Here is a 17,192-nt window from a genome sequence, read left to right on the forward strand (position 1 = left end):
CAGCCACGTCCAACCTCTCTTTTGGCGCATCCATCGGCGCCCTCAGGTCCGGCAGGGTAGCTGCCTGAAGTGAACGCGTCGTGTGCGACATCTCGGTTACAACAGCCCGGGCATGTGTGCCGGACCGGGTCCAATAAGTCTATGACTGCATGCAAATACAGGGCGATCGCCCGTGCAGACATAGTTGTTCAATCGCCACTCTAGCTTTGGGTGGGCGGCGATGCGTAGCCACGCTCGTCACGCAGCCTTGTATGTGACAGTCATACTGGTTGTGTGACGCACAGTATCCGGCACACCATTCAGGGGCATGTTAGGCGCACGGTGTGACGCAGAATATGGCGGATCACAGGGGAATGGCTTGAAGCCCACGCTCAAAGGGTGTTGGCTTGTAGTAATCGAAATCACTTCAGTAGGAGGAACAACGTGAGCGAGGCCGACGCCGCCACTTCGGTAAATGTGGCGGAAAGATTGGGTTTCAAGGATGGGGATCTGATTCAGGAGTTCGGTTACGACGACGATGTTGATTTCGATTTGCGTGACGATATTGAAGACCTCACAGGTTCGGAGCTTCTCGACGAGGACGATCACGACGTCGTCGATGCAGTGATTTTCTGGTGGCGGGACGGCGACGGAGACCTGGTCGACGCACTGGTCGACTCGCTCACAACCCTGACGGAGAATGGCGTGGTGTGGGTGCTGACGCCGAAGTCCGGGCGCCCCGGCTATGTTTCGCCGGCTGAGATCCAGGAAGCGGCACCAACCGCCGGATTGCACTGCACTACCTCAGTCGGAGTTTCGAAGGACTGGAGCGCAACGCGGCTGGTCACCAGGAAGAACAAGTGACGGCCGTCCGTACTGAACCCGGCAGCGCAGCCAAATCCGTTTCGATGGCAGGTTCAACTCCTGCCGTGGGCGAGGAAGCCCCCGACTTCGAACTCGTAAATCAATACGGTGAACCCGTGCGGCTCTCGTCACTGAGGGGCCGCAATGTTGTTGTCGTTTTCTATCCATTTGCCTTCAGCGGCATCTGCACTGGGGAACTGTGCGAGCTTCGGGACAATCTGGCCGCCTTCGAAGACGCAAACGCGACAGTCCTCGGCGTCTCGGTGGACAGCAAGTTTGCCCTGCGAGCCTATGCGGACAAAGAGGGTTACGAGTTCGACCTCCTTGCCGATTTCTGGCCCCACGGCGAAGTGGCTGCCCGCTACGGGGTTTTTGACCCCGACAGCGGCATGGCGCTGAGGGGCACTTTCATCATCGACGCCGACGGCACCATCAGGTACGTCGTCGTCAATCCCCGGGGCCAAGCCCGCGAGCTGGCTCAATACCGCAACGTACTGGCGGAACTGGGGCAGGGCCGATAGCGTGGCCGGATCGCGTCCAGGTCTCGGCCTGACCGGCTTTGCCAGCCAGGCATCAGTCGAGGCCAGTCCACTGGCTGCGGACGAACTGGAGCAGATGAAGGGCGCGGCCGCAGTTCTTTCCGGAAAAGCACTAACAGTGTTGACCGGTGCGGGCCTCAGCACGGATTCAGGTATCCCGGACTACCGGGGCCCCGACGCGAAGCCGCGAAATCCGATGACGTACCAGGAATTTATCGGAAGCCCTGCCAATCGCAGGCGATACTGGGCCAGGAACCATATCGGATGGTCGCATCTGAGGCACGCCGACCCCAACGCTGGCCATGTCGCCATCGCTCTTCTTGAAAAGCGTGGAATCCTGGCTGGCCTGATTACCCAGAACGTTGATCGGCTCCACGAAGATGCCGGCAGCGTGAATGTGGTTGACTTGCACGGGCGCTACGATCAGGTCATCTGCCTTGACAATGGCCACGTGTTCTCCCGAAAGTTCCTCGCCCTAATCCTCGATGAGCTTAACCCAGGGTTCCTGGATGCAGCCCTGACTGCGGGGCTGGTGGAAATTGCCCCCGACGCGGATGCGACCCTGGAAGACCCGGACCTCATCCGCCAATTTGTGATGGCTGTGTGTCCGGCATGTGGCGGAACGCTCAAACCCGATTTCGTTTATTTTGGCGAGAGCGTGCCAAAGGACCGCGTCGAACGCGCATACTCGATGGTGGACGATGCGGAGGCCCTTCTTGTGGCGGGTTCATCACTTACGGTCATGAGTGGCCTGCGGTTTGTCCGCCATGCGGCAAAGGCCGGCAAGCCCGTGGTCATCATCAATCGGGGTCCTACCAGGGGCGACGACCTGGCCGACGTAAAAGTTGAAGCTGGCGTCAGCGGGGCCCTGTCCTGGCTGGCCGGATCCCTCCCGGACCTTCCTGGAAGATCTCCTGCGGAAGGTCCGGACCTTGGGGCAGCGCACGATTGGCAATCCATGGGCCAGATCGGGTAGAGTCATTGTTCGTTGGTTGAGGGGCTTAGGCACCTGATTCCAGCAGATGGGTCTTTAGCTCAGCTGGTAGAGCGCCACGTTTACACCGTGGATGTCATCGGTTCGATCCCGGTAGGACCCACCACTAGAATCCATCGTCTCAGGCAAAAACCCGCTGTTTCAGGCATCAGCCTGGCGGCGGTTTTTTGTATGCGGGCACTTTCCGCCGTTTTTGTCGCAGCTGCTCCCTAGAGTGCCCGTCATGGAGATCGTGAGCATTCAATCCACACCTAGCGGGCGCCCGACGGCCATCGTGCAAGGCGGTAGGGCATGGTGCGTGGCGGCAGAACCGATCCGTTGGTTTGAACGCACTAGCTGGTGGGAGGGCAGGCGCATGCCATCTGGAACTGGCCGCGTGGATATCGAAGTTCTGCAGGTGCAGGTGCGCCTGGGCCTGAATCCGCGGTCAGGGCTTACCACTATGGAACTGGTCCGGGACGGACCTGGAAGCGGATGGAGGCTGCGAGCCGCTGTCGCGGACACCGCCGCCTGACGGGGCAGCCGCAACGTCAATGGAAAGCTCAGGCATTGGAAAAGCTCTCCACCGCGACTATTGGGGGATGCCGCGGTGGAGAGCTTGAAATGAATATACAGTGAAATTTTGGAAATGTGAACCGACACGCTGGAAGGCCGCCAAACCTTCCTGTAAGCAGCCTCGCCAGCAGGACTCCACTATGATGGTTTGTGTTCAGAATGATGGACGCTGATAAGGGACTCAACAGTCCACCCAGCCGTCATCGCGTCGCTTACTAAGGAGAATCATGGCCGATTCCCGCACCTCCCGCCCCTCCGAAGGATTGGGAAGTTCCTCACCAGCGCCGGCCGTCACGCGAGCGGCCGCGGTTCTTGAAGCCCTGGCGGAAGCTCCCACCGGGCGACTCACTCTTAGCGACCTCGCAAGAGAACTGGGGATCCCCAAGTCCTCGACGTCAAACCTGTTGCTGGCACTGGAAGAGGCAAGGCTGATCACGCGCGACGGCGCGGAATTCGCCCTTGGCAGGAAGCTCGTTGAGCTCGGAGCCGCCTACCTTAGCAGACTGGATGAAGTGCAGGAGTTCTACAAGTACTGCGAGCAGGCCCCCACGCTTTCGGGGGAAACCGTTCGTATCGCCATGCTGGATGGTGATCATGTTATTTATCTGGCCAGGTACGAAGGCCACCCGGCCGTGCGTCTGACATCGAACATTGGCGACAAGATGCCAGTCTCACTATGTGCAGTCGGCAAAGCGCTGGCAGCACGGCTTCACGAACACGACATTGAGGCCATGTTCCCGGACGACAGGGAATTGCCGGTCATGACCAAACATTCCTTGCGGACCGGTGCAGAGCTCAAAGCGCAACTTCCCAAGATCCGGGAAAAGGGCTTCGCGTTCGAGGATGAGGAGTCAACCGTGGGCGTCGTCTGCCTGGCCGTGCCTGTGCCAACCCACGGAGCGCACGGACCAAGCCTCGGCCTGTCGGTCACCGCACTGAAGGCAACCTATTCTGAAGAGCAGGGTGCCCTCATGGTCAAGGAACTCAAAGAGTTGGCCCGATCCCTCGGCAACCCTATGGGATAAGGAGTGTGTAGCGTGTCACATTTCGCGCAGGCGGATTAAATCGGACTTAAACCTTGCAAGCTGTTCAGGTTGCTGTACGCTGTTCACTATGGTGATCGCGGCATGATGCCCGTCACTTCCCGCCAGACCAACGGGGGTCTGGAGTGTGCATAAGGGAGTGCTAGTGACAACTCGTACCGAAACAAACCTTGCCGGCGCGGATGGCGCCGTCGTTGAGCCGGAGCAGCTGCGAAAGGCTACTCTTGCCAGTTCCGTAGGCTCCGCCTTGGAATACTACGACTTCTATATCTACGGCCTGGCATCCGCCCTGATCTTCGGGCCTTTGTTTTTCAAGCCGCTGGGAGAGAGCGGCGCGCTGATCGCGTCCTTCGCTACTTACGGTGTCGGCTTTGCAGCCCGGCCGTTCGGCGGCATCGTTTTTGGTTACATCGGTGACCGCTTCGGACGCAAGATGGTTCTCCTGCTCACCATCGGCATGATGGGAGCGGCCAGCTTCGCAATCGGGCTGCTTCCCACTTTTGAGCAGGCCGGTATGCTGGGCGCCGTACTCCTGGTGACTCTTCGCATCATTCAGGGACTGGGTGCCGGCGCTGAGCAGGCCGGTGCCACAACCCTTATCTCGGAAGTTGCTCCGCCCCGCCGTCGCGGCTATTTCGCCGCCCTCCCGTTTGTTGGCATCCAGCTGGGCACCCTGCTGGGGGCGGGCACGTTCGCGCTCATTGCCTTGGCTGACAAGGCCGTCCTTGAAGGCTGGCTGTGGAGAGTACCGTTCCTCGCCAGCTTTGTCCTGATTGTGGTGGCAGTCTTTATTCGGCTCAAGCTGAAGGAAACCCCGGTTTTCCAGGAGCTTGAGAAGCACAAGAACGTTGTCAAGAATCCTGTCGGCGAGCTGTGGAAGCACTCCAAGAAGAACGTGCTGATCGGTATCGGCCTGCGCATGGGTGAAAACGGCAACTCATCCATCTATTCAGCCTTGCTTATCTCGTTCATGAGCGCGTCGGTTGGTGTTTTCCCTGGGGACAAGCAGATCGGTCCAGTGGGCCTCCTTATTGCCGCTGGATTCGCCGCTGTCATGGTGATTACCTTCGGTGCGCTTTCGGACCGCTTCGGACGAGTCCTCGTGTACCGTTACGGTGCACTGTTCCAGGCTGCTATTGCCCTTCCCGCCTTCTACCTGGTGACGCTGGGCAACGTAACGCTGGTGTGGATTGTCATGGTTGTGGGCATCGCCCTCGGCGTACAGTCGATGCTTGGCCCTCAGTGCCCCCTGCTCCCCGAGCTGTTCGGCTCCCAGTACAGGTTCACCGGCGTCGCCCTCAGCCGGGAATTCTCGGCAGTGCTTGCCGGTGGACTGGTTCCGGTCATCGGTGCCGTGCTGTTGACCGTCACCGGACATTCCTGGCTGGTCCCGGCCATCTACTCGCTGGTCCTGGCTCTCATTTCCTTCGCCACCACGTTCTTCACGCCAGAGACGGCGGGGCGTGACCTCCTCTCGATCGAGGATGCCAAGTAGGCTCCCGGCGAGGGGGAATGTGAAGCAGGCAGGAAGGCTCCGTCCAGTCGGACGGAGCCTTCCTGCCGTCCTGCCCCGCTCCTGCCGTCTTGCGATGCTACAAAAGTACGGCCCCTCCGTTTCCGGAGGGGCCGTACTCGCTGGGCCGTACTTCTTCGCTGGGCCCTACTTCCGCCGAGCGTGCATCCCACTGGGGGAGGTGCGCTCCTAATAGAAGTGGACCGGGTCCACGATGTGGGGGAGCTCACCGCCGTCGAGGAATGTTCGGAGGTTGGCGCAGAAACGATCTGCGATCAGGCGATTTTCGGCGGCGCTCAGTGCGGAGGTGTGGGGAGAGACCATGACTTTGGGGTGGGTCCACAGCGGGCTGTCCTGCGGCAGGGGCTCGACGGCGAAGACGTCAAGGCAGGCATACGAGACCTGTCCGCTGTCCAACGCCTCGAGGAGCGCCGCCTCGTCCACCACCGTTCCGCGTCCCACGTTCACGAACACAGTGCCCGGCTTCATGGCGGAGAAAACCTCGCGGTCGAAGAGCTTCTCTGTGTAAGGGGTCCCGGGAAGGGTATTGACGACGGCGTCAGCGTCGGCCAGCAGCCGAGCCAGGCCGTCGTTATCGGCCACCTCTTCGATGCCCTCGAGCGGTTGCACTGTGCGCTTGGTCCCGCTGACCCGCATACCCAAGGCGCGGGCAACACGTGCCGTCTCCAGGCCGATCTCGCCGAGTCCGGTGATGACGATCCTGGAGCCGTTGACGAGCTTCGTGGGGGTGCGCAGTTCCGGCCAGATCCGGGCCGCCTGGTCCTGGGCCAGTTCCGCGCTGCGCTTGAAGCCGTTAAGGATGCCGAGCGCCGCGAATTCGGCCAGTGGAAGGGCGTGCACCCCGGCGGAGGTTGTGACCTTGAACTTCTGCAGCGTCTCCATGTCCAGGCCTGATGCCTTTACTGCCCCGCCGGCGCCGGCTGCCATGGCATGGATCCACTGAAGGTGGGGATTACTCCGCGCGATACGTTCAAGGCCTGAGGGACTCTCATTCGGAAACCCGTACAGGACCTGGGCACTGTTCAGCATGGACCAGTAACGCTCCTCCTGTTCAGGGGTGCGCTGGAACGCCGGGTCTCCCGAATGATCGGCAGGAAAGCGCTCCGGCGGGAGGAGATCGGGCTCGTACAGAACGGTGATGGTGGGATCAACCGCTCGGATTCGCTCCACATGCTCAACTTCGAGCGGGACGGCGATCGCAATAGTGAGTTCGTCAGTCGTCATAATGTTCATCATACTGAATCGAGGCTAGAATACTGAACAGTTGGAGGATAGATGAACCACGAAGAAGTGAGGAGCCCAAGGCAAATGACTGCGAAGACCGCAGGATTCGTGGGATTGGGATTCATGGGCTTGCCCATGGCTTGCAATCTCCTGAGGAATGGCTGGAATGTCCAGGCCTGGAACCGATCGGATGCAGCGCTGCTCGAAGTGGAGCGGCTGGGCGGGAGCCGCACGACAGCGGTTGTCGGGCTTCGAGATCAGCCCGTCATCATCTTCATGCTTCCTGACCTGTCCTACATCGAGGACGCCGCCCGGCCTCTCCTGGAGGACTGGCGGGCTAGGCCACCCGCACCGGGAACCGCAATCGTCGTGATGAGCAGCGTCTCACCCACCGACGTCAAGGCCTTTGGGGATCGTGTGGCGTCCGCCAGCGGCGGGAACGTGTCCGTCGTCGACGCTCCGGTGAGCGGCGGCACCAAGGGTGCCCAGGACGGCAGCCTGGCGATCATGGTTGGCTCCTCTGAACAGGAATTCACCGCCCTTCTGCCGCTGTTTGAAGCGATGGGCTCCACGGTGCGACTCATGGGACCCCTGGGCTCGGGGTCGCTCGCCAAGGCGTGCAATCAGCTGATCGTAGGAAGCACGACGGCGGCCCTCGCCGAGGCCGCTGAACTCGCCGAGCGTTCGGGGATGGATGTCCGTGCCCTCTACGACGTCCTGTCCGGGGGCCTGGCGGGAAGCCGGGTCCTGGAGATTGTGGGGCCTCGGATGGCGGCAAAGGACTACGCGCCCACCGGCCCTGCCAAGTTCATGCTGAAGGACCTCAACTTCGTGGTCCACTCAGCCGAGGCAGTCGGTTCAGCCGTCCCCCTTGCCACAGCCGGAGCCGAACTCTACGGCGAACTCGTGAGGCAGGGATTGGGTGACCACGACCTCGCGGTCGTCCGCGAGGCCATCTCAAACCTCAGCACGGCCAACACCGCTGTCGCGAACTAGAAGGAAATTCAACATGAGTGGAATCTTTGACCTGACGGGGCGCGCCGCCCTGGTGACTGGCTCCAGCCGGGGAATCGGCAACGCGCTGGCACGTGCCCTTGCCGACGCCGGAGCCACGGTTGTCCTCAACGGGATCAACCCGGAACGCCTGAAGGCTGCCGAGACAGCAATGGCCCAGGACTACGCAGCAGGCCGCATCAACAGCTGTGCCTTTGACGTTACCAACGATGCCGAGGCAGCCCGCGGCATCCTCTGGGTGGAGGAGAACGTCGGCCCGCTTGACATCCTCATCAATAACGCGGGCATACAGCATCGTGTGCCGATGCTGGACCTCGACGTCGCGGACTGGGAGCGTGTCATCTCAACCGACCTCACCAGCGCCTTCCTGGTGGGCCGGGAGGCAGCCCGCCACATGATTCCCCGCGGTCGGGGAAAGATCATCAACATCTGCTCCGTCCAGACGGATCTGGCCCGTCCCACCATCGCCCCCTATGTTGCCGCCAAGGGCGGGCTGCGGAACCTCACCCGCGCCATGACGGCAGAATGGGCCGCGTCAGGCCTGCAAATCAACGGCATCGCTCCTGGCTACATCCACACAGAGATGACCCAAAACCTGGTCGACGACCCCCAGTTCAACTCCTGGATCCTCGGCCGCACCCCCGCCCACCGCTGGGGCACAGTCCAGGACCTCGCCGGTCCTGCCGTATGGCTCGCCTCTGACGGCTCGAATTTCGTCAACGGCCAGACGATCTTCGTCGACGGCGGAATGACGGTGGTGGTCTGATGTCCGCAGGATTCGCTATTCCCGCAACCAGACTCGCCGTGGTGGCCCATGCCGCCGGCGACCTGCGAATCGAAGAAATACCCCTGGCGATCCCTACCAGTGACCAGGCCATTGTGGAGATCGCGTACGGTGGCATCTGCGGCTCCGACCTGCATTACTGGCTCCACGGTGCTGCCGGGGAATCGATCCTAAAGGCACCAATGGTGCTCGGGCACGAGATCGTGGGCACAGTGGTCCAGGCAGCGGCTGACGGGACCGGACCAGTCGCGGGTACCCCCGTTGCAGTCCATCCCGCTACACCCGCTCCCGGTGCAGCCAAGTACCCGGGGGACAGGCCTAATCTCTCCCCGTGCTGCACCTACCTCGGCAGTGCTGCCCGCTTTCCACACACCGACGGTGCCTTCAGCCGCTATGCGAACCTGCCCTCAAGGATGCTCCGAACCCTTCCGGCGTCGCTTGGCCTGCGCACCGCAGCGCTCGCCGAGCCTGCGAGCGTCGCCTGGCACGCCGTCGCGCGGGCCGGTGACGTAGCCGGGAAAACCGCGCTGGTTATTGGCAGCGGTCCCATCGGCGCCTTGACTGTCGCAGTCCTGAAGAGGGCCGGGGCGGCGAAGATCATTGCGGTGGACATGCACCCAAAGCCGCTTGAGATTTCGACGGCAGTGGGCGCCGACGTCGTTCTCAAGGGCGACGAAACGGACGCCATTGCTGCTGTCGAAGCCGATGTCGTCATCGAATCCTCCGGCAGCCACCACGGCCTGGCCTCCGCCATCAGGGGGGCCGTCCGGGGCGGCATTGTGGTGATGGTTGGGTTGCTGCCCTCCGGTCCGCAGCCCGTGCTCATCTCCCTCGCCATTACGCGGGAACTGGAGCTCCTGGGATCCTTCCGCTTCAACGACGAGATGGACGACGTCATCGCTGCATTGACTGACGGATCGCTCTATGTGGATCCCGTGGTCACCCACGAATTCCCGTTGGACCAAGGTCTCGAAGCCTTCGAAATGGCCCGGAACTCCGCGGAATCGGGCAAGGTCCTGTTGAACTTCGCGCCGATTCCCGGCGACCTGTCCTAGCGGCGGTCGACGGGAACGAAGACGCGCGGCTGGCCCTGCCAGGTGGGTTCGAGGTCCGCGATGGTCTCCTTCATGATCCGCATGGAGGCTTCGCGGGCCTTCCCGGCGTCGCCTGAACCGATGGCATGGGCCACGTCAAGGTGCCACTGCAGGGCGGCCTCCTTGGGATGTTCCGGCATGAGTCCATGAACCGTTCGGCCGGTGAGCGTCTCGGTCACCTGGCCGATCAGGTTCGCGAACATTTCATTCCCGGAGCCGGACAGGACCAGGGCATGGAACCGGATGTCCAGGTCAAGGAAGCGGGGCATATCCCCGGAACGGCCGGCGTCGCGCATGGCAAGGGCGATTTCCAGGAGTTCGCGGCGCATGGAATCGGGAGCGTTGGCGGCGGCGAGCTCCGCGGCGACAGGCTCGACGGCGGAGCGAAGTTCCGCCAGCGAACGCAACTGGGCGCCGCGGCCGTCCCCGGCCAGCCTCCAGCGGATCACGAGCGGATCGAAGGGATTCCAGCGATGAGCGGGAAGGACACGGATCCCCACTCTCTTGATGGTTTCGACCAGGCCGAGGGATTGAAGCACGCGAACCGCTTCGCGGACAACTGAACGGGACACATTGAGTTCATCTTCAAGGTGCTCGGCCAGCATGACATGGCCAGAAGGAAGCTTTCCGCCAACGATCCGGGTCCCCAGGTGTTCAACGGCGCGGTGGTGGAGGCTGGTCGACATAGTGGTAAGCATAGTGGTCCCGTGAAGGGCCCATTCGTCAATCGACAGGCGGGAATGCGGGGGAGCATCATAGACTCTTTATGACGCGACAGCTTCCAAAAAGTGGGCACTACTTTTCCCTGGTGACCCCAAATACATATGGTTTATTGAAACCTCTTGTTTCCAAAGCGTGTTCCGCATGTCACGCGGAACTCAACGCACACGATTTGAATTGGAGTTTTGATGTCAGCACACATCGGTGTCACCGGCCTTGCGGTGATGGGCGCCAACCTGGCCCGCAACCTGGCCCGGAACGGCTTCACCGTTGCACTGCACAACCGCTCGGTCGAAAAGACCGATGCCCTCCTGGAGAAGCACGGTATGGACGGTGACTTCATCCGCACCGAAACCCTGCAGGAACTGGTGGACTCCCTTGAGAAGCCCCGTCGCGTGCTCATCATGGTGAAGGCAGGCAAGCCCGTCGACGCCGTCATCGAGCAGCTGGTCCCGTTGCTGGAACCGGGCGACATTGTGATCGACGCCGGCAACTCCCACTACGAGGACACCCGCCGTCGGGAATCCTCCCTAACCGAGAAGGGCCTGCACTTCGTGGGCGTCGGCGTTTCCGGCGGTGAGGAGGGCGCGCTGAACGGTCCGTCCATCATGCCCGGCGGTTCCAAGGAGTCCTACGATGCCCTTGGCCCGCTGCTCGAGAAGATCTCCGCCAAGGTGGACGGCCAGCCCTGCTGCGCCTGGATCGGCACCGACGGCGCCGGCCACTTCGTCAAGATGGTCCACAACGGCATTGAGTACGCCGACATGCAGGTTATCGGCGAAGCCTTCGACCTTCTCCGCTCCGGCGCAGGCATCGAGCCCGCCGAGCAGTCCAAGATCTTCGCCGAGTGGAACAAGGGCGAACTCGCTTCCTTCCTGATCGAAATTTCCGCCGAGGTGCTCGGCCACGTCGACGCCAAGACCGGCAAGCCTTTCGTCGACGTCGTCGTGGATGCGGCCGGCCAGAAGGGCACGGGCCGCTGGACCGTCATCTCCGCGCTGGAGCTCGGTTCCCCCGTGTCCGGCATCGCTGAATCCGTATTTGCACGCGCACTGTCTTCCCAGGCTGAGCAGCGCAGGCTCGGCCAGGAGCTGCTCGCCGGCGAGGAAATCGCCGTAGAAATCCCGGAGAACTTTGTCGAGGACGTGCGCCAGGCACTCTATGCTTCCAAGCTGGTGTCCTACGCCCAGGGCCTGGACATGCTGACGTCCTCCGCCAAGGAATACGGCTGGGACCTCAAGCTGGACCAGATTGCCTCCCTGTGGCGCGGCGGCTGTATCATCCGCGCGGAGCTGCTGAAGGAAATCACCAAGGCTTACGCAGCCGAGGAGAAGCCGGCGAACCTGCTGTTTGCCCCGGCCTTCACCAAGGCGATCGCGGACGCACTCCCGGCCTGGCGCCGCGTCGTCGCCACCGCTGTTCAGCTGGGCATTCCCGTGCCTGTGTTCTCTTCTTCGCTGGCCTACTATGACGGGCTGCGCCGCAAGCGTCTTGCCGCTGCCGTTATCCAGGGCCAGCGTGACCTCTTCGGGGCGCACACCTACGGCCGCATCGACGCCGAAGGAACCTTCCACACCCTGTGGGGCGAAGACAAGTCTGAAATCTCTGCGGTGGACACCCACTAGCTGGCCGCCATTAGGCACATTAGGCATATTAAGCACCGAGGCCGGTGCTGCCCAGTAGGCTGGGCAGCACCGGCCTTTGCCATGTTCGGCCTGGGCTGTCCTGACGCTTGAACACTGACGTCGCCTGAATCCTGACGCCTGCACAAGGAGGACACATTGCCCCAGCGCGTCGTTCTGGTCACCGGTGCATCCACTGGCATTGGTCATCAAGCCGCTATCCAGCTTGCCAAGGCCGGCTTCATCGTCTATGCCGGCGCGCGGCGGGTGGACAAAATGGAACCCCTCAAGGCTTACGGCGTGCACGTGCTGGAACTGGACGTGACCCAAGAGGACTCCATGGTGTCCGCGGTTCAGCGCGGCATCGACGACCAGGGCAAGGTCGATGTCCTGGTCAGCAACGCCGGCTACGGCTCCTACGGATCGTTGGAAGAGACGCCCTTGGACGAGGGCAGGCGCCAGTTCGAGGTCAACGTCTTCGGCCTCGCCCGGATGACCCAGCTTGTGCTGCCGCATATGCGGCGGGCAGGCGAGGGCAGGATTATCAACGTGTCGTCAATGGCGGGAAGATCTACGAGGCAATGGGGTCCTGGTATCACGCCTCCAAATTCACCGTCGAGGGCATGAGCGACTCTCTCCGGCTTGAACTGGCTCCGCATGGCATTTGGGTTTCCATCATTGAGCCGTCCGGGACGGCCACCGAGTGGGGGCGCATCGCCGGGGAACTCCTCCTGGCAGTGTCCGGCCAAGGTGCTTATGCGGCCCAGGCCCGCTCACAAGCGGCTGCGCTGGCCTCGACGGAGGGCAGTGTTCTTGGTACCCCACCCCGAGTGGCTGCGCGCACCATCCTCCGGGCGGCCACCGCCAAAAAGCCGGGAACCCGCTACCCGACGGGTCGGGGAGCGGGTTCCATTCTGGCTTTGCGCCGACTGTTGCCGGACCGTGCGTTCGATGCCCTGCTCAGGGCCATCTACAGCCGGTTTCCTGCCTAGATACGGTATTCGATGTAGTACTCGGCGGGATCGACGGCCGGCTTGGTTTCGAGCCGGGCGTCCCGGTGCCGCCAAGTGGCCGGAATGCCGGTGATGATCGACTCGGGCGGGGCGTCCTTGACGACGACGGCATTGGCTCCGATGGCGCTGTCCGCGCCGATGACGATGGGGCCAAGGACCTTCGCGCCTGCTCCGATGGTTACACGGTCACCAATGGTGGGATGCCTCTTGACCTTGGCCAGGGAACGGCCGCCCAGCGTTACACCGTGGTAGATCATGACGTCCTCGCCGATTTCGGCGGTTTCGCCGATGACGACTCCCATGCCGTGGTCAATGAAGAAACGGCGGCCTATGGTTGCGCCGGGGTGGATCTCGATGCCGGTCAGGAAGCGTGCGAGCTGTGAGATGAGCCTGGCCGGAAAGCGCAGCCCAGGCGTCTGCCAGAGCTTATGCGTCAGTCGGTGTGCCCAGATCGCGTGGAGGCCGGAGTAGGCGAAAAAGTTCTCAAAAGAACCTCGAGCCGCCGGGTCATGGGACCTGGCGGCGTCGAGGTCTTCCTTAAGCCTTGCGAAGAAATTCACAAAGACCTTTCTACAGGAAACGACAGGGTGGCGGGCGGGGTTACCCGCAATTAGCCCCGGATGTCGTCAAACAGCACGGTGGAGATGTAGCGTTCGCCGAAGTCGGGAACGATAGCGACAATGAGCTTGTCCTTGTTCTCCGGACGCTTTGCCAGTTCCAGCGCGCCCCAAACAGCCGCACCGGCGGAGATCCCTCCAAGGATGCCTTCTTTGGCGCCGAGGGCGCGGGCGGTGGCTACGGAGTCCTCAAGGGTGGCGTCCAGGACCTCGTCGTAGACGTTGGTGTCCAGCACCTCGGGGATGAAGTTGGCGCCGATGCCCTGGATCTTGTGCGGGCCCGGGGCGCCGCCGTTGAGGATCGCAGAGTCCTTGGGTTCCACAGCGACAACCTGGATTTCCGGCTTGCGTTCCTTGAGGACCTGCCCGACGCCGGTCACGGTGCCGCCGGTGCCGATGCCGCCGACGAAGATGTCAACCAGGCCCTCGGTGTCTGCCCAGATTTCCTCCGCAGTGGTGGTGCGGTGGATCTCCGGGTTGGCCGGGTTGGCGAACTGCTGTGCCCAGATGGAGTTCTCGGTGTTGGCCACGATTTCCTGGGCCTTCTCCACGGCGCCGCGCATTCCTTCGGAACCGGGGGTGAGGACGATTTCTGCGCCGAAGGCGCGCAGCATGACGCGGCGTTCCGTTGACATGGTTTCGGGCATGGTCAGGATGACTTTGTAGCCACGAGCCGCTCCAACGAGGGCCAGGGCAATTCCTGTGTTGCCGGAGGTTCCCTCGACGATGGTTCCGCCGGGCTTGAGCGCGCCGGCCTTCTCCGCGGCGTCGACGATTGCCACACCGATGCGGTCCTTGACGCTGTTGGCCGGGTTGTAGAACTCCAGCTTGACGGCGACAGTGGCGTCCAGGCCTTCGGTAAGCCGGTTCAGGCGCACCAGCGGGGTGCCGCCGACCAGCTGTGTGACGTCGTCGTAAATCCGTGCCATGAATTTATGCCTATCTCTGAAGAGGGGAAATACTGAGGTCAGCCTAACGAGGAGCCGCGAGGACAACTAAGCCTTAAGCCATGCAGAGTAATATTTCCTGGCCTTCGCGAGCTTGGGATTGATGATGACCTGGCAGTAGCCCTGTTCGGTGTACTTGGCGTAATAGTTCTGGTGGATCTCCTCGGCACGGTAAAAATCTCCGAGCCTGCTGACCTCAGTCACGATCGGATGGCTCCAGAGCGCCTGGTTGCGTTCAATGGCCTCTTCGAAAAGAATCTTCTCTTCGGTGGTTTGGTAGAACATCGAGGACCGGTACTGGGTCCCGACGTCGTAACCCTGGCGGTTGAGCGTGGTGGGGTCATGAATTGCGAAGAACATGTCCAGGATGACCTCTGCCGGGATAACGTCCTCGTCGAACGTCACGGCGACGACTTCTGCGTGGCCCGTCATTCCAGAGCACACGTCGTAATAGTCCGGGTTGCGGACGTGGCCTCCGGTGTAGCCCGACACAACGTCGATGACGCCCTTGGTCTTCTGGTAGACGGCGTCGAGGCACCAGAAGCAGCCTCCGCCAAGTACAAAAGTTTTCATGACCTCTTCAATGGCCGGCGTGCCCGGATGATTCCCCCATAACCTTACGGGACCGTTACGGGGCGGCCTAGGAGTTCCGGCCGCTCGTGCCGCTAATCTCGAGCCGCCGTAATGACGGGTGGCCGTACATGGGGCAACGTGCCGGATGAGGTAAGAATATGGGTATGGAAGCTGTAAACACGGCAGTTGCAGATGCGGGCTCGGGGAGCGCCTCGGAAAAGGGCGGCGGTGACGCATCCGTTGCTCCGGCCCTGGGCCAGGTCCTCCTGGCCGTGGAGGAGCTGTGGCCGGAGTCGCTCGCAGAGGACTGGGACGAGGTGGGGCTCGTGGTTGGTCGCCCCACTGCGGAAGTCAGCAAGGTTCTCTTCGCGGTAGATCCCACGCTGGCCGTGATTGAAGAGGCCGTTGATTGGGGCGCGGAACTGCTCATCACCCACCACCCGCTGCTCCTTAAAGGGGTCAATTCGGTGGCCGCCACAACCGCCAAGGGCCTCGCCGTTCATCGGCTTATCGAGTCCGGGACAGGACTGCTCACCGTCCATACCAACGGTGATTCCGCCGTCGGGGGAGTGTCCGACGTTCTCGCCGACGCTCTTGGATTGGAGAACGTGGCACCGCTGGCTCCCGCTGCGAACGGGCTTCCAGAGGAGGGAATCGGGCGGGTAGGCGACCTGCCTGACGTGATGACGTTGGGAGACTTCGCTGCACGGGTCTTTGAGATTTTGCCTGCTGTAGCCGGGGGCGTGCGCGTTGCGGGAGACAAGGACGGGCTGGTCCGAAGGGTGGCTGTGTGCGGCGGCGCGGGCGACGGCCTGTTCGACGCCGTTCGTCTGAGCCAGGCGGATATCTACGTCACAGCGGACATGCGCCACCACCCGGCGTCGGAAGCCCGGGAGGCGGCTGTTGACGGGCGCCCCTACCTCATTGACGTTTCGCACTTTGCCAGTGAATGGCTGTGGCTGCCGGCCGCCGCCGAAGCGCTCGGAAATGTCCTGGCGGATCAGGGCCACGATGTCGAGATTCGCGTCAGCTCGACCAACAGCGACCCTTGGGACTTCATTCTGACTCCCGGTGGCGACTAGAGTTCAGACGGCGACTAGAGTTCACTCACATGGGCAGGACGCCCACGGGTGCCGGGCGTTCCCGGCACGATTCAAGCGGAGGTAAGCGTGGCGAAGGCAGCACCGGCGGAACAGTTGAAATTGCTTGAGCTGCAGGGACTGGACGCCAGGTTGAAGTCCCTGGCGAATCGTCGCCGGATGCTGGAGGCTGATCCGCGGATCAAGGACCTGCAGGATGCCCTGACGGTTGCGCAAGGCGAACTCGGGACCGCGAAGCTGGCGGTGCACGACGCTGAAGCCGAGCTGCGCAGGTCCGAGACCGACGTCGAACAGGTGGTCACGCGCATCGAGCGCGACGAAGCCCGGCTTAATAGCGGCACCGGGCTGTCCAAGGACCTCATGGCCCTGCAAAGTGACATCGCCTCCCTCAACAAGCGGCGCTCCGACCTCGAAGACGTGGAACTCGAAATCCTCGAACGCCTCGATGTGCTCAGGGAACGCCAGGCCACCCAGCAGCAGATCGTGGACGACATCCAGGCCGCGTTCGGCAGCATCCGCGCCGAACTCGACTCCGCCATCGCGGAAATCGCTGCCGAGGAGCGGGAAGTTTCCCAAGCGCGCAAGGCCTTCGCCGAAGGGCTCGATGCCGGCATGCTTGAGGTCTACGAAAAGACGCTCGCCAAGCGGGGAGTGGGAGCGGCCAGGCTGTTCCATGGAAAGTCCGAGGGATCCGGCATGATGCTGAGCCCTGGCGACCTCGCCGAGGTCAAGGCCGCGGCCGACGACGACATTGTTTTTTGCCCGGACTCCGGCTGCATCCTGGTCCGCTCACCTGAGTGGAGCTAGCCGGTTTGTCTCTTGTGGGACGCCCGTTCGGGTTTGAAAATGTCCTTGTGGTCGCCTGCCGACGCCGTCCATCTATGGTTCGTTGAGGCCGTGAGCTAGCCGGGCGTTGGGGATCACGCCGTGGGCCCTTCACTGTTTCTTTTGCCGAGAACGAGGACTAGATTCCTTT

17 protein-coding genes, 1 tRNA gene and 1 pseudogene are annotated in these 17,192 nt (G+C 62.3%); 14 read left to right on the forward strand and 5 right to left on the reverse strand.

Translation table 11 applies throughout. From position 1 onward, the window contains the following. Nucleotides 1–423: 423 nt before the first annotated feature. The 7 genes from J7E82_RS10145 to J7E82_RS10175 all read left to right on the forward strand — a co-directional run bounded on the left by J7E82_RS10145 (nt 424) and on the right by J7E82_RS10175 (nt 5,469). Nucleotides 424–843, forward strand: a complete 420-nt coding sequence (locus tag J7E82_RS10145) for a DUF3052 domain-containing protein (RefSeq protein WP_214862490.1) — start codon at nt 424–426, stop codon at nt 841–843. A 44-nt stretch (nt 844–887) separates the two neighbouring features. Beyond that, nucleotides 888–1,364: a peroxiredoxin gene (locus J7E82_RS10150; protein WP_214862506.1), complete on the forward strand. Its 477-nt coding sequence runs from the start codon at nt 888–890 to the stop codon at nt 1,362–1,364. Between the two features lies 1 nt (nt 1,365). Then, nucleotides 1,366–2,358 (forward strand): NAD-dependent protein deacetylase, encoded by a 993-nt coding sequence (locus tag J7E82_RS10155; RefSeq protein ID WP_214862491.1) that lies wholly within the window; start codon nt 1,366–1,368, stop codon nt 2,356–2,358. A 48-nt stretch (nt 2,359–2,406) separates the two neighbouring features. After that, a tRNA-Val gene (locus J7E82_RS10160) sits at nt 2,407–2,482 on the forward strand. 249 nt (nt 2,483–2,731) lie between these two features. Next, nucleotides 2,732–2,890 (forward strand): hypothetical protein, encoded by a 159-nt coding sequence (locus tag J7E82_RS21200; RefSeq protein ID WP_308113744.1) that lies wholly within the window; start codon nt 2,732–2,734, stop codon nt 2,888–2,890. A 268-nt stretch (nt 2,891–3,158) separates the two neighbouring features. Then, the gene (locus J7E82_RS10170; RefSeq protein WP_214862493.1) at nt 3,159–3,956 is read left to right on the forward strand and encodes an IclR family transcriptional regulator; all 798 of its coding nucleotides are present in this window, start codon (nt 3,159–3,161) and stop codon (nt 3,954–3,956) included. Nucleotides 3,957–4,119: 163 nt separating this feature from the next. Then, a complete protein-coding gene (locus tag J7E82_RS10175; protein ID WP_374223607.1) occupies nt 4,120–5,469 on the forward strand; it encodes an MFS transporter in 1,350 nt (449 codons plus the stop codon). 207 nt (nt 5,470–5,676) lie between these two features. Here J7E82_RS10175 and J7E82_RS10180 read toward each other — a convergent pair whose 3' ends face one another. Next, nucleotides 5,677–6,744: a D-2-hydroxyacid dehydrogenase gene (locus tag J7E82_RS10180; protein ID WP_214862495.1), complete on the reverse strand. Its 1,068-nt coding sequence runs from the start codon at nt 6,742–6,744 to the stop codon at nt 5,677–5,679. A gap of 72 nt (nt 6,745–6,816) precedes the next feature. On the opposite strand from J7E82_RS10180, the gene J7E82_RS10185 reads away from it, so the two are divergent. Genes J7E82_RS10185 through J7E82_RS10195 form a run of 3 tightly spaced genes read left to right on the forward strand, consistent with a single transcriptional unit; the run spans nt 6,817 to nt 9,585 of the window. Next, nucleotides 6,817–7,728 (forward strand): NAD(P)-dependent oxidoreductase, encoded by a 912-nt coding sequence (locus J7E82_RS10185; protein ID WP_214862496.1) that lies wholly within the window; start codon nt 6,817–6,819, stop codon nt 7,726–7,728. Nucleotides 7,729–7,741: 13 nt separating this feature from the next. After that, nucleotides 7,742–8,512, forward strand: a complete 771-nt coding sequence (locus J7E82_RS10190; protein ID WP_214862497.1) for an SDR family oxidoreductase — start codon at nt 7,742–7,744, stop codon at nt 8,510–8,512. Beyond that, entirely contained in the window at nt 8,512–9,585 is a 1,074-nt protein-coding gene (locus tag J7E82_RS10195; RefSeq protein WP_214862498.1) for an L-idonate 5-dehydrogenase, read from the forward strand. Before J7E82_RS10190 ends, J7E82_RS10195 begins: the two co-directional genes overlap by 1 nt. On the opposite strand, the gene J7E82_RS10200 is transcribed toward J7E82_RS10195, so the two are convergent. Beyond that, the gene (locus tag J7E82_RS10200) at nt 9,582–10,310 is read right to left on the reverse strand and encodes a FadR/GntR family transcriptional regulator (RefSeq protein ID WP_214862499.1); all 729 of its coding nucleotides are present in this window, start codon (nt 10,308–10,310) and stop codon (nt 9,582–9,584) included. The two genes, J7E82_RS10195 and J7E82_RS10200, sit on opposite strands and share 4 nt — an antisense overlap. Nucleotides 10,311–10,532: 222 nt before the next feature. Here J7E82_RS10200 and gndA point away from each other — a divergent pair, with 222 nt between their 5' ends. Both gndA and J7E82_RS10210 read left to right on the forward strand, forming a co-directional pair. Beyond that, nucleotides 10,533–11,969 (forward strand): NADP-dependent phosphogluconate dehydrogenase, encoded by a 1,437-nt coding sequence (gene gndA / locus J7E82_RS10205; protein ID WP_214862500.1) that lies wholly within the window; start codon nt 10,533–10,535, stop codon nt 11,967–11,969. A gap of 156 nt (nt 11,970–12,125) precedes the next feature. Further along, a pseudogene (locus tag J7E82_RS10210) lies at nt 12,126–12,958 on the forward strand (oxidoreductase). On the opposite strand, the gene epsC reads toward J7E82_RS10210, so the two are convergent. The 3 genes from epsC to msrA form a co-directional block, all read right to left on the reverse strand. Beyond that, nucleotides 12,955–13,539 (reverse strand): serine O-acetyltransferase EpsC, encoded by a 585-nt coding sequence (gene epsC / locus J7E82_RS10215; protein WP_214862501.1) that lies wholly within the window; start codon nt 13,537–13,539, stop codon nt 12,955–12,957. The pseudogene J7E82_RS10210 and the gene epsC sit on opposite strands and share 4 nt — an antisense overlap. Nucleotides 13,540–13,589: 50 nt before the next feature. Continuing rightward, nucleotides 13,590–14,525, reverse strand: a complete 936-nt coding sequence (cysK, locus tag J7E82_RS10220; RefSeq protein WP_214862502.1) for a cysteine synthase A — start codon at nt 14,523–14,525, stop codon at nt 13,590–13,592. A gap of 66 nt (nt 14,526–14,591) precedes the next feature. Next, nucleotides 14,592–15,116: a peptide-methionine (S)-S-oxide reductase MsrA gene (gene msrA / locus J7E82_RS10225; protein WP_214862503.1), complete on the reverse strand. Its 525-nt coding sequence runs from the start codon at nt 15,114–15,116 to the stop codon at nt 14,592–14,594. A gap of 164 nt (nt 15,117–15,280) precedes the next feature. Between msrA and J7E82_RS10230 the strand changes: the two genes are divergently transcribed. Together J7E82_RS10230 and J7E82_RS10235 are read left to right on the forward strand one after the other, a co-directional pair. After that, nucleotides 15,281–16,198 (forward strand): Nif3-like dinuclear metal center hexameric protein, encoded by a 918-nt coding sequence (locus J7E82_RS10230; RefSeq protein ID WP_214862504.1) that lies wholly within the window; start codon nt 15,281–15,283, stop codon nt 16,196–16,198. Between the two features lie 87 nt (nt 16,199–16,285). Then, the gene (locus J7E82_RS10235) at nt 16,286–17,023 is read left to right on the forward strand and encodes a zinc ribbon domain-containing protein (RefSeq protein WP_214862505.1); all 738 of its coding nucleotides are present in this window, start codon (nt 16,286–16,288) and stop codon (nt 17,021–17,023) included. Nucleotides 17,024–17,192: the final 169 nt, after the last annotated feature.

Source organism: Arthrobacter sp. ISL-30 (assembly GCF_018613855.1).
Taxonomy (GTDB): domain Bacteria; phylum Actinomycetota; class Actinomycetes; order Actinomycetales; family Micrococcaceae; genus Arthrobacter.

Excerpts from the sequence above, each read along its gene's own strand:
- J7E82_RS10150 (WP_214862506.1), top strand. The coding sequence starts at position 888 with ATGGCAGGTTCAACTCCTGCCGTGGGCGAGGAAGCCCCCGACTTCGAA.
- J7E82_RS21200 (WP_308113744.1), top strand. The coding sequence starts at position 2,732 with ATGCCATCTGGAACTGGCCGCGTGGATATCGAAGTTCTGCAGGTGCAG.
- J7E82_RS10170 (WP_214862493.1), top strand. The coding sequence starts at position 3,159 with ATGGCCGATTCCCGCACCTCCCGCCCCTCCGAAGGATTGGGAAGTTCC.
- J7E82_RS10180 (WP_214862495.1), bottom strand. The coding sequence starts at position 6,744 with ATGATGAACATTATGACGACTGACGAACTCACTATTGCGATCGCCGTC.
- J7E82_RS10185 (WP_214862496.1), top strand. The coding sequence starts at position 6,817 with ATGACTGCGAAGACCGCAGGATTCGTGGGATTGGGATTCATGGGCTTG.
- J7E82_RS10190 (WP_214862497.1), top strand. The coding sequence starts at position 7,742 with ATGAGTGGAATCTTTGACCTGACGGGGCGCGCCGCCCTGGTGACTGGC.
- J7E82_RS10195 (WP_214862498.1), top strand. The coding sequence starts at position 8,512 with ATGTCCGCAGGATTCGCTATTCCCGCAACCAGACTCGCCGTGGTGGCC.
- J7E82_RS10200 (WP_214862499.1), bottom strand. The coding sequence starts at position 10,310 with ATGTCGACCAGCCTCCACCACCGCGCCGTTGAACACCTGGGGACCCGG.
- gndA (WP_214862500.1), top strand. The coding sequence starts at position 10,533 with ATGTCAGCACACATCGGTGTCACCGGCCTTGCGGTGATGGGCGCCAAC.
- cysK (WP_214862502.1), bottom strand. The coding sequence starts at position 14,525 with ATGGCACGGATTTACGACGACGTCACACAGCTGGTCGGCGGCACCCCG.
- msrA (WP_214862503.1), bottom strand. The coding sequence starts at position 15,116 with ATGAAAACTTTTGTACTTGGCGGAGGCTGCTTCTGGTGCCTCGACGCC.
- J7E82_RS10230 (WP_214862504.1), top strand. The coding sequence starts at position 15,281 with ATGGAAGCTGTAAACACGGCAGTTGCAGATGCGGGCTCGGGGAGCGCC.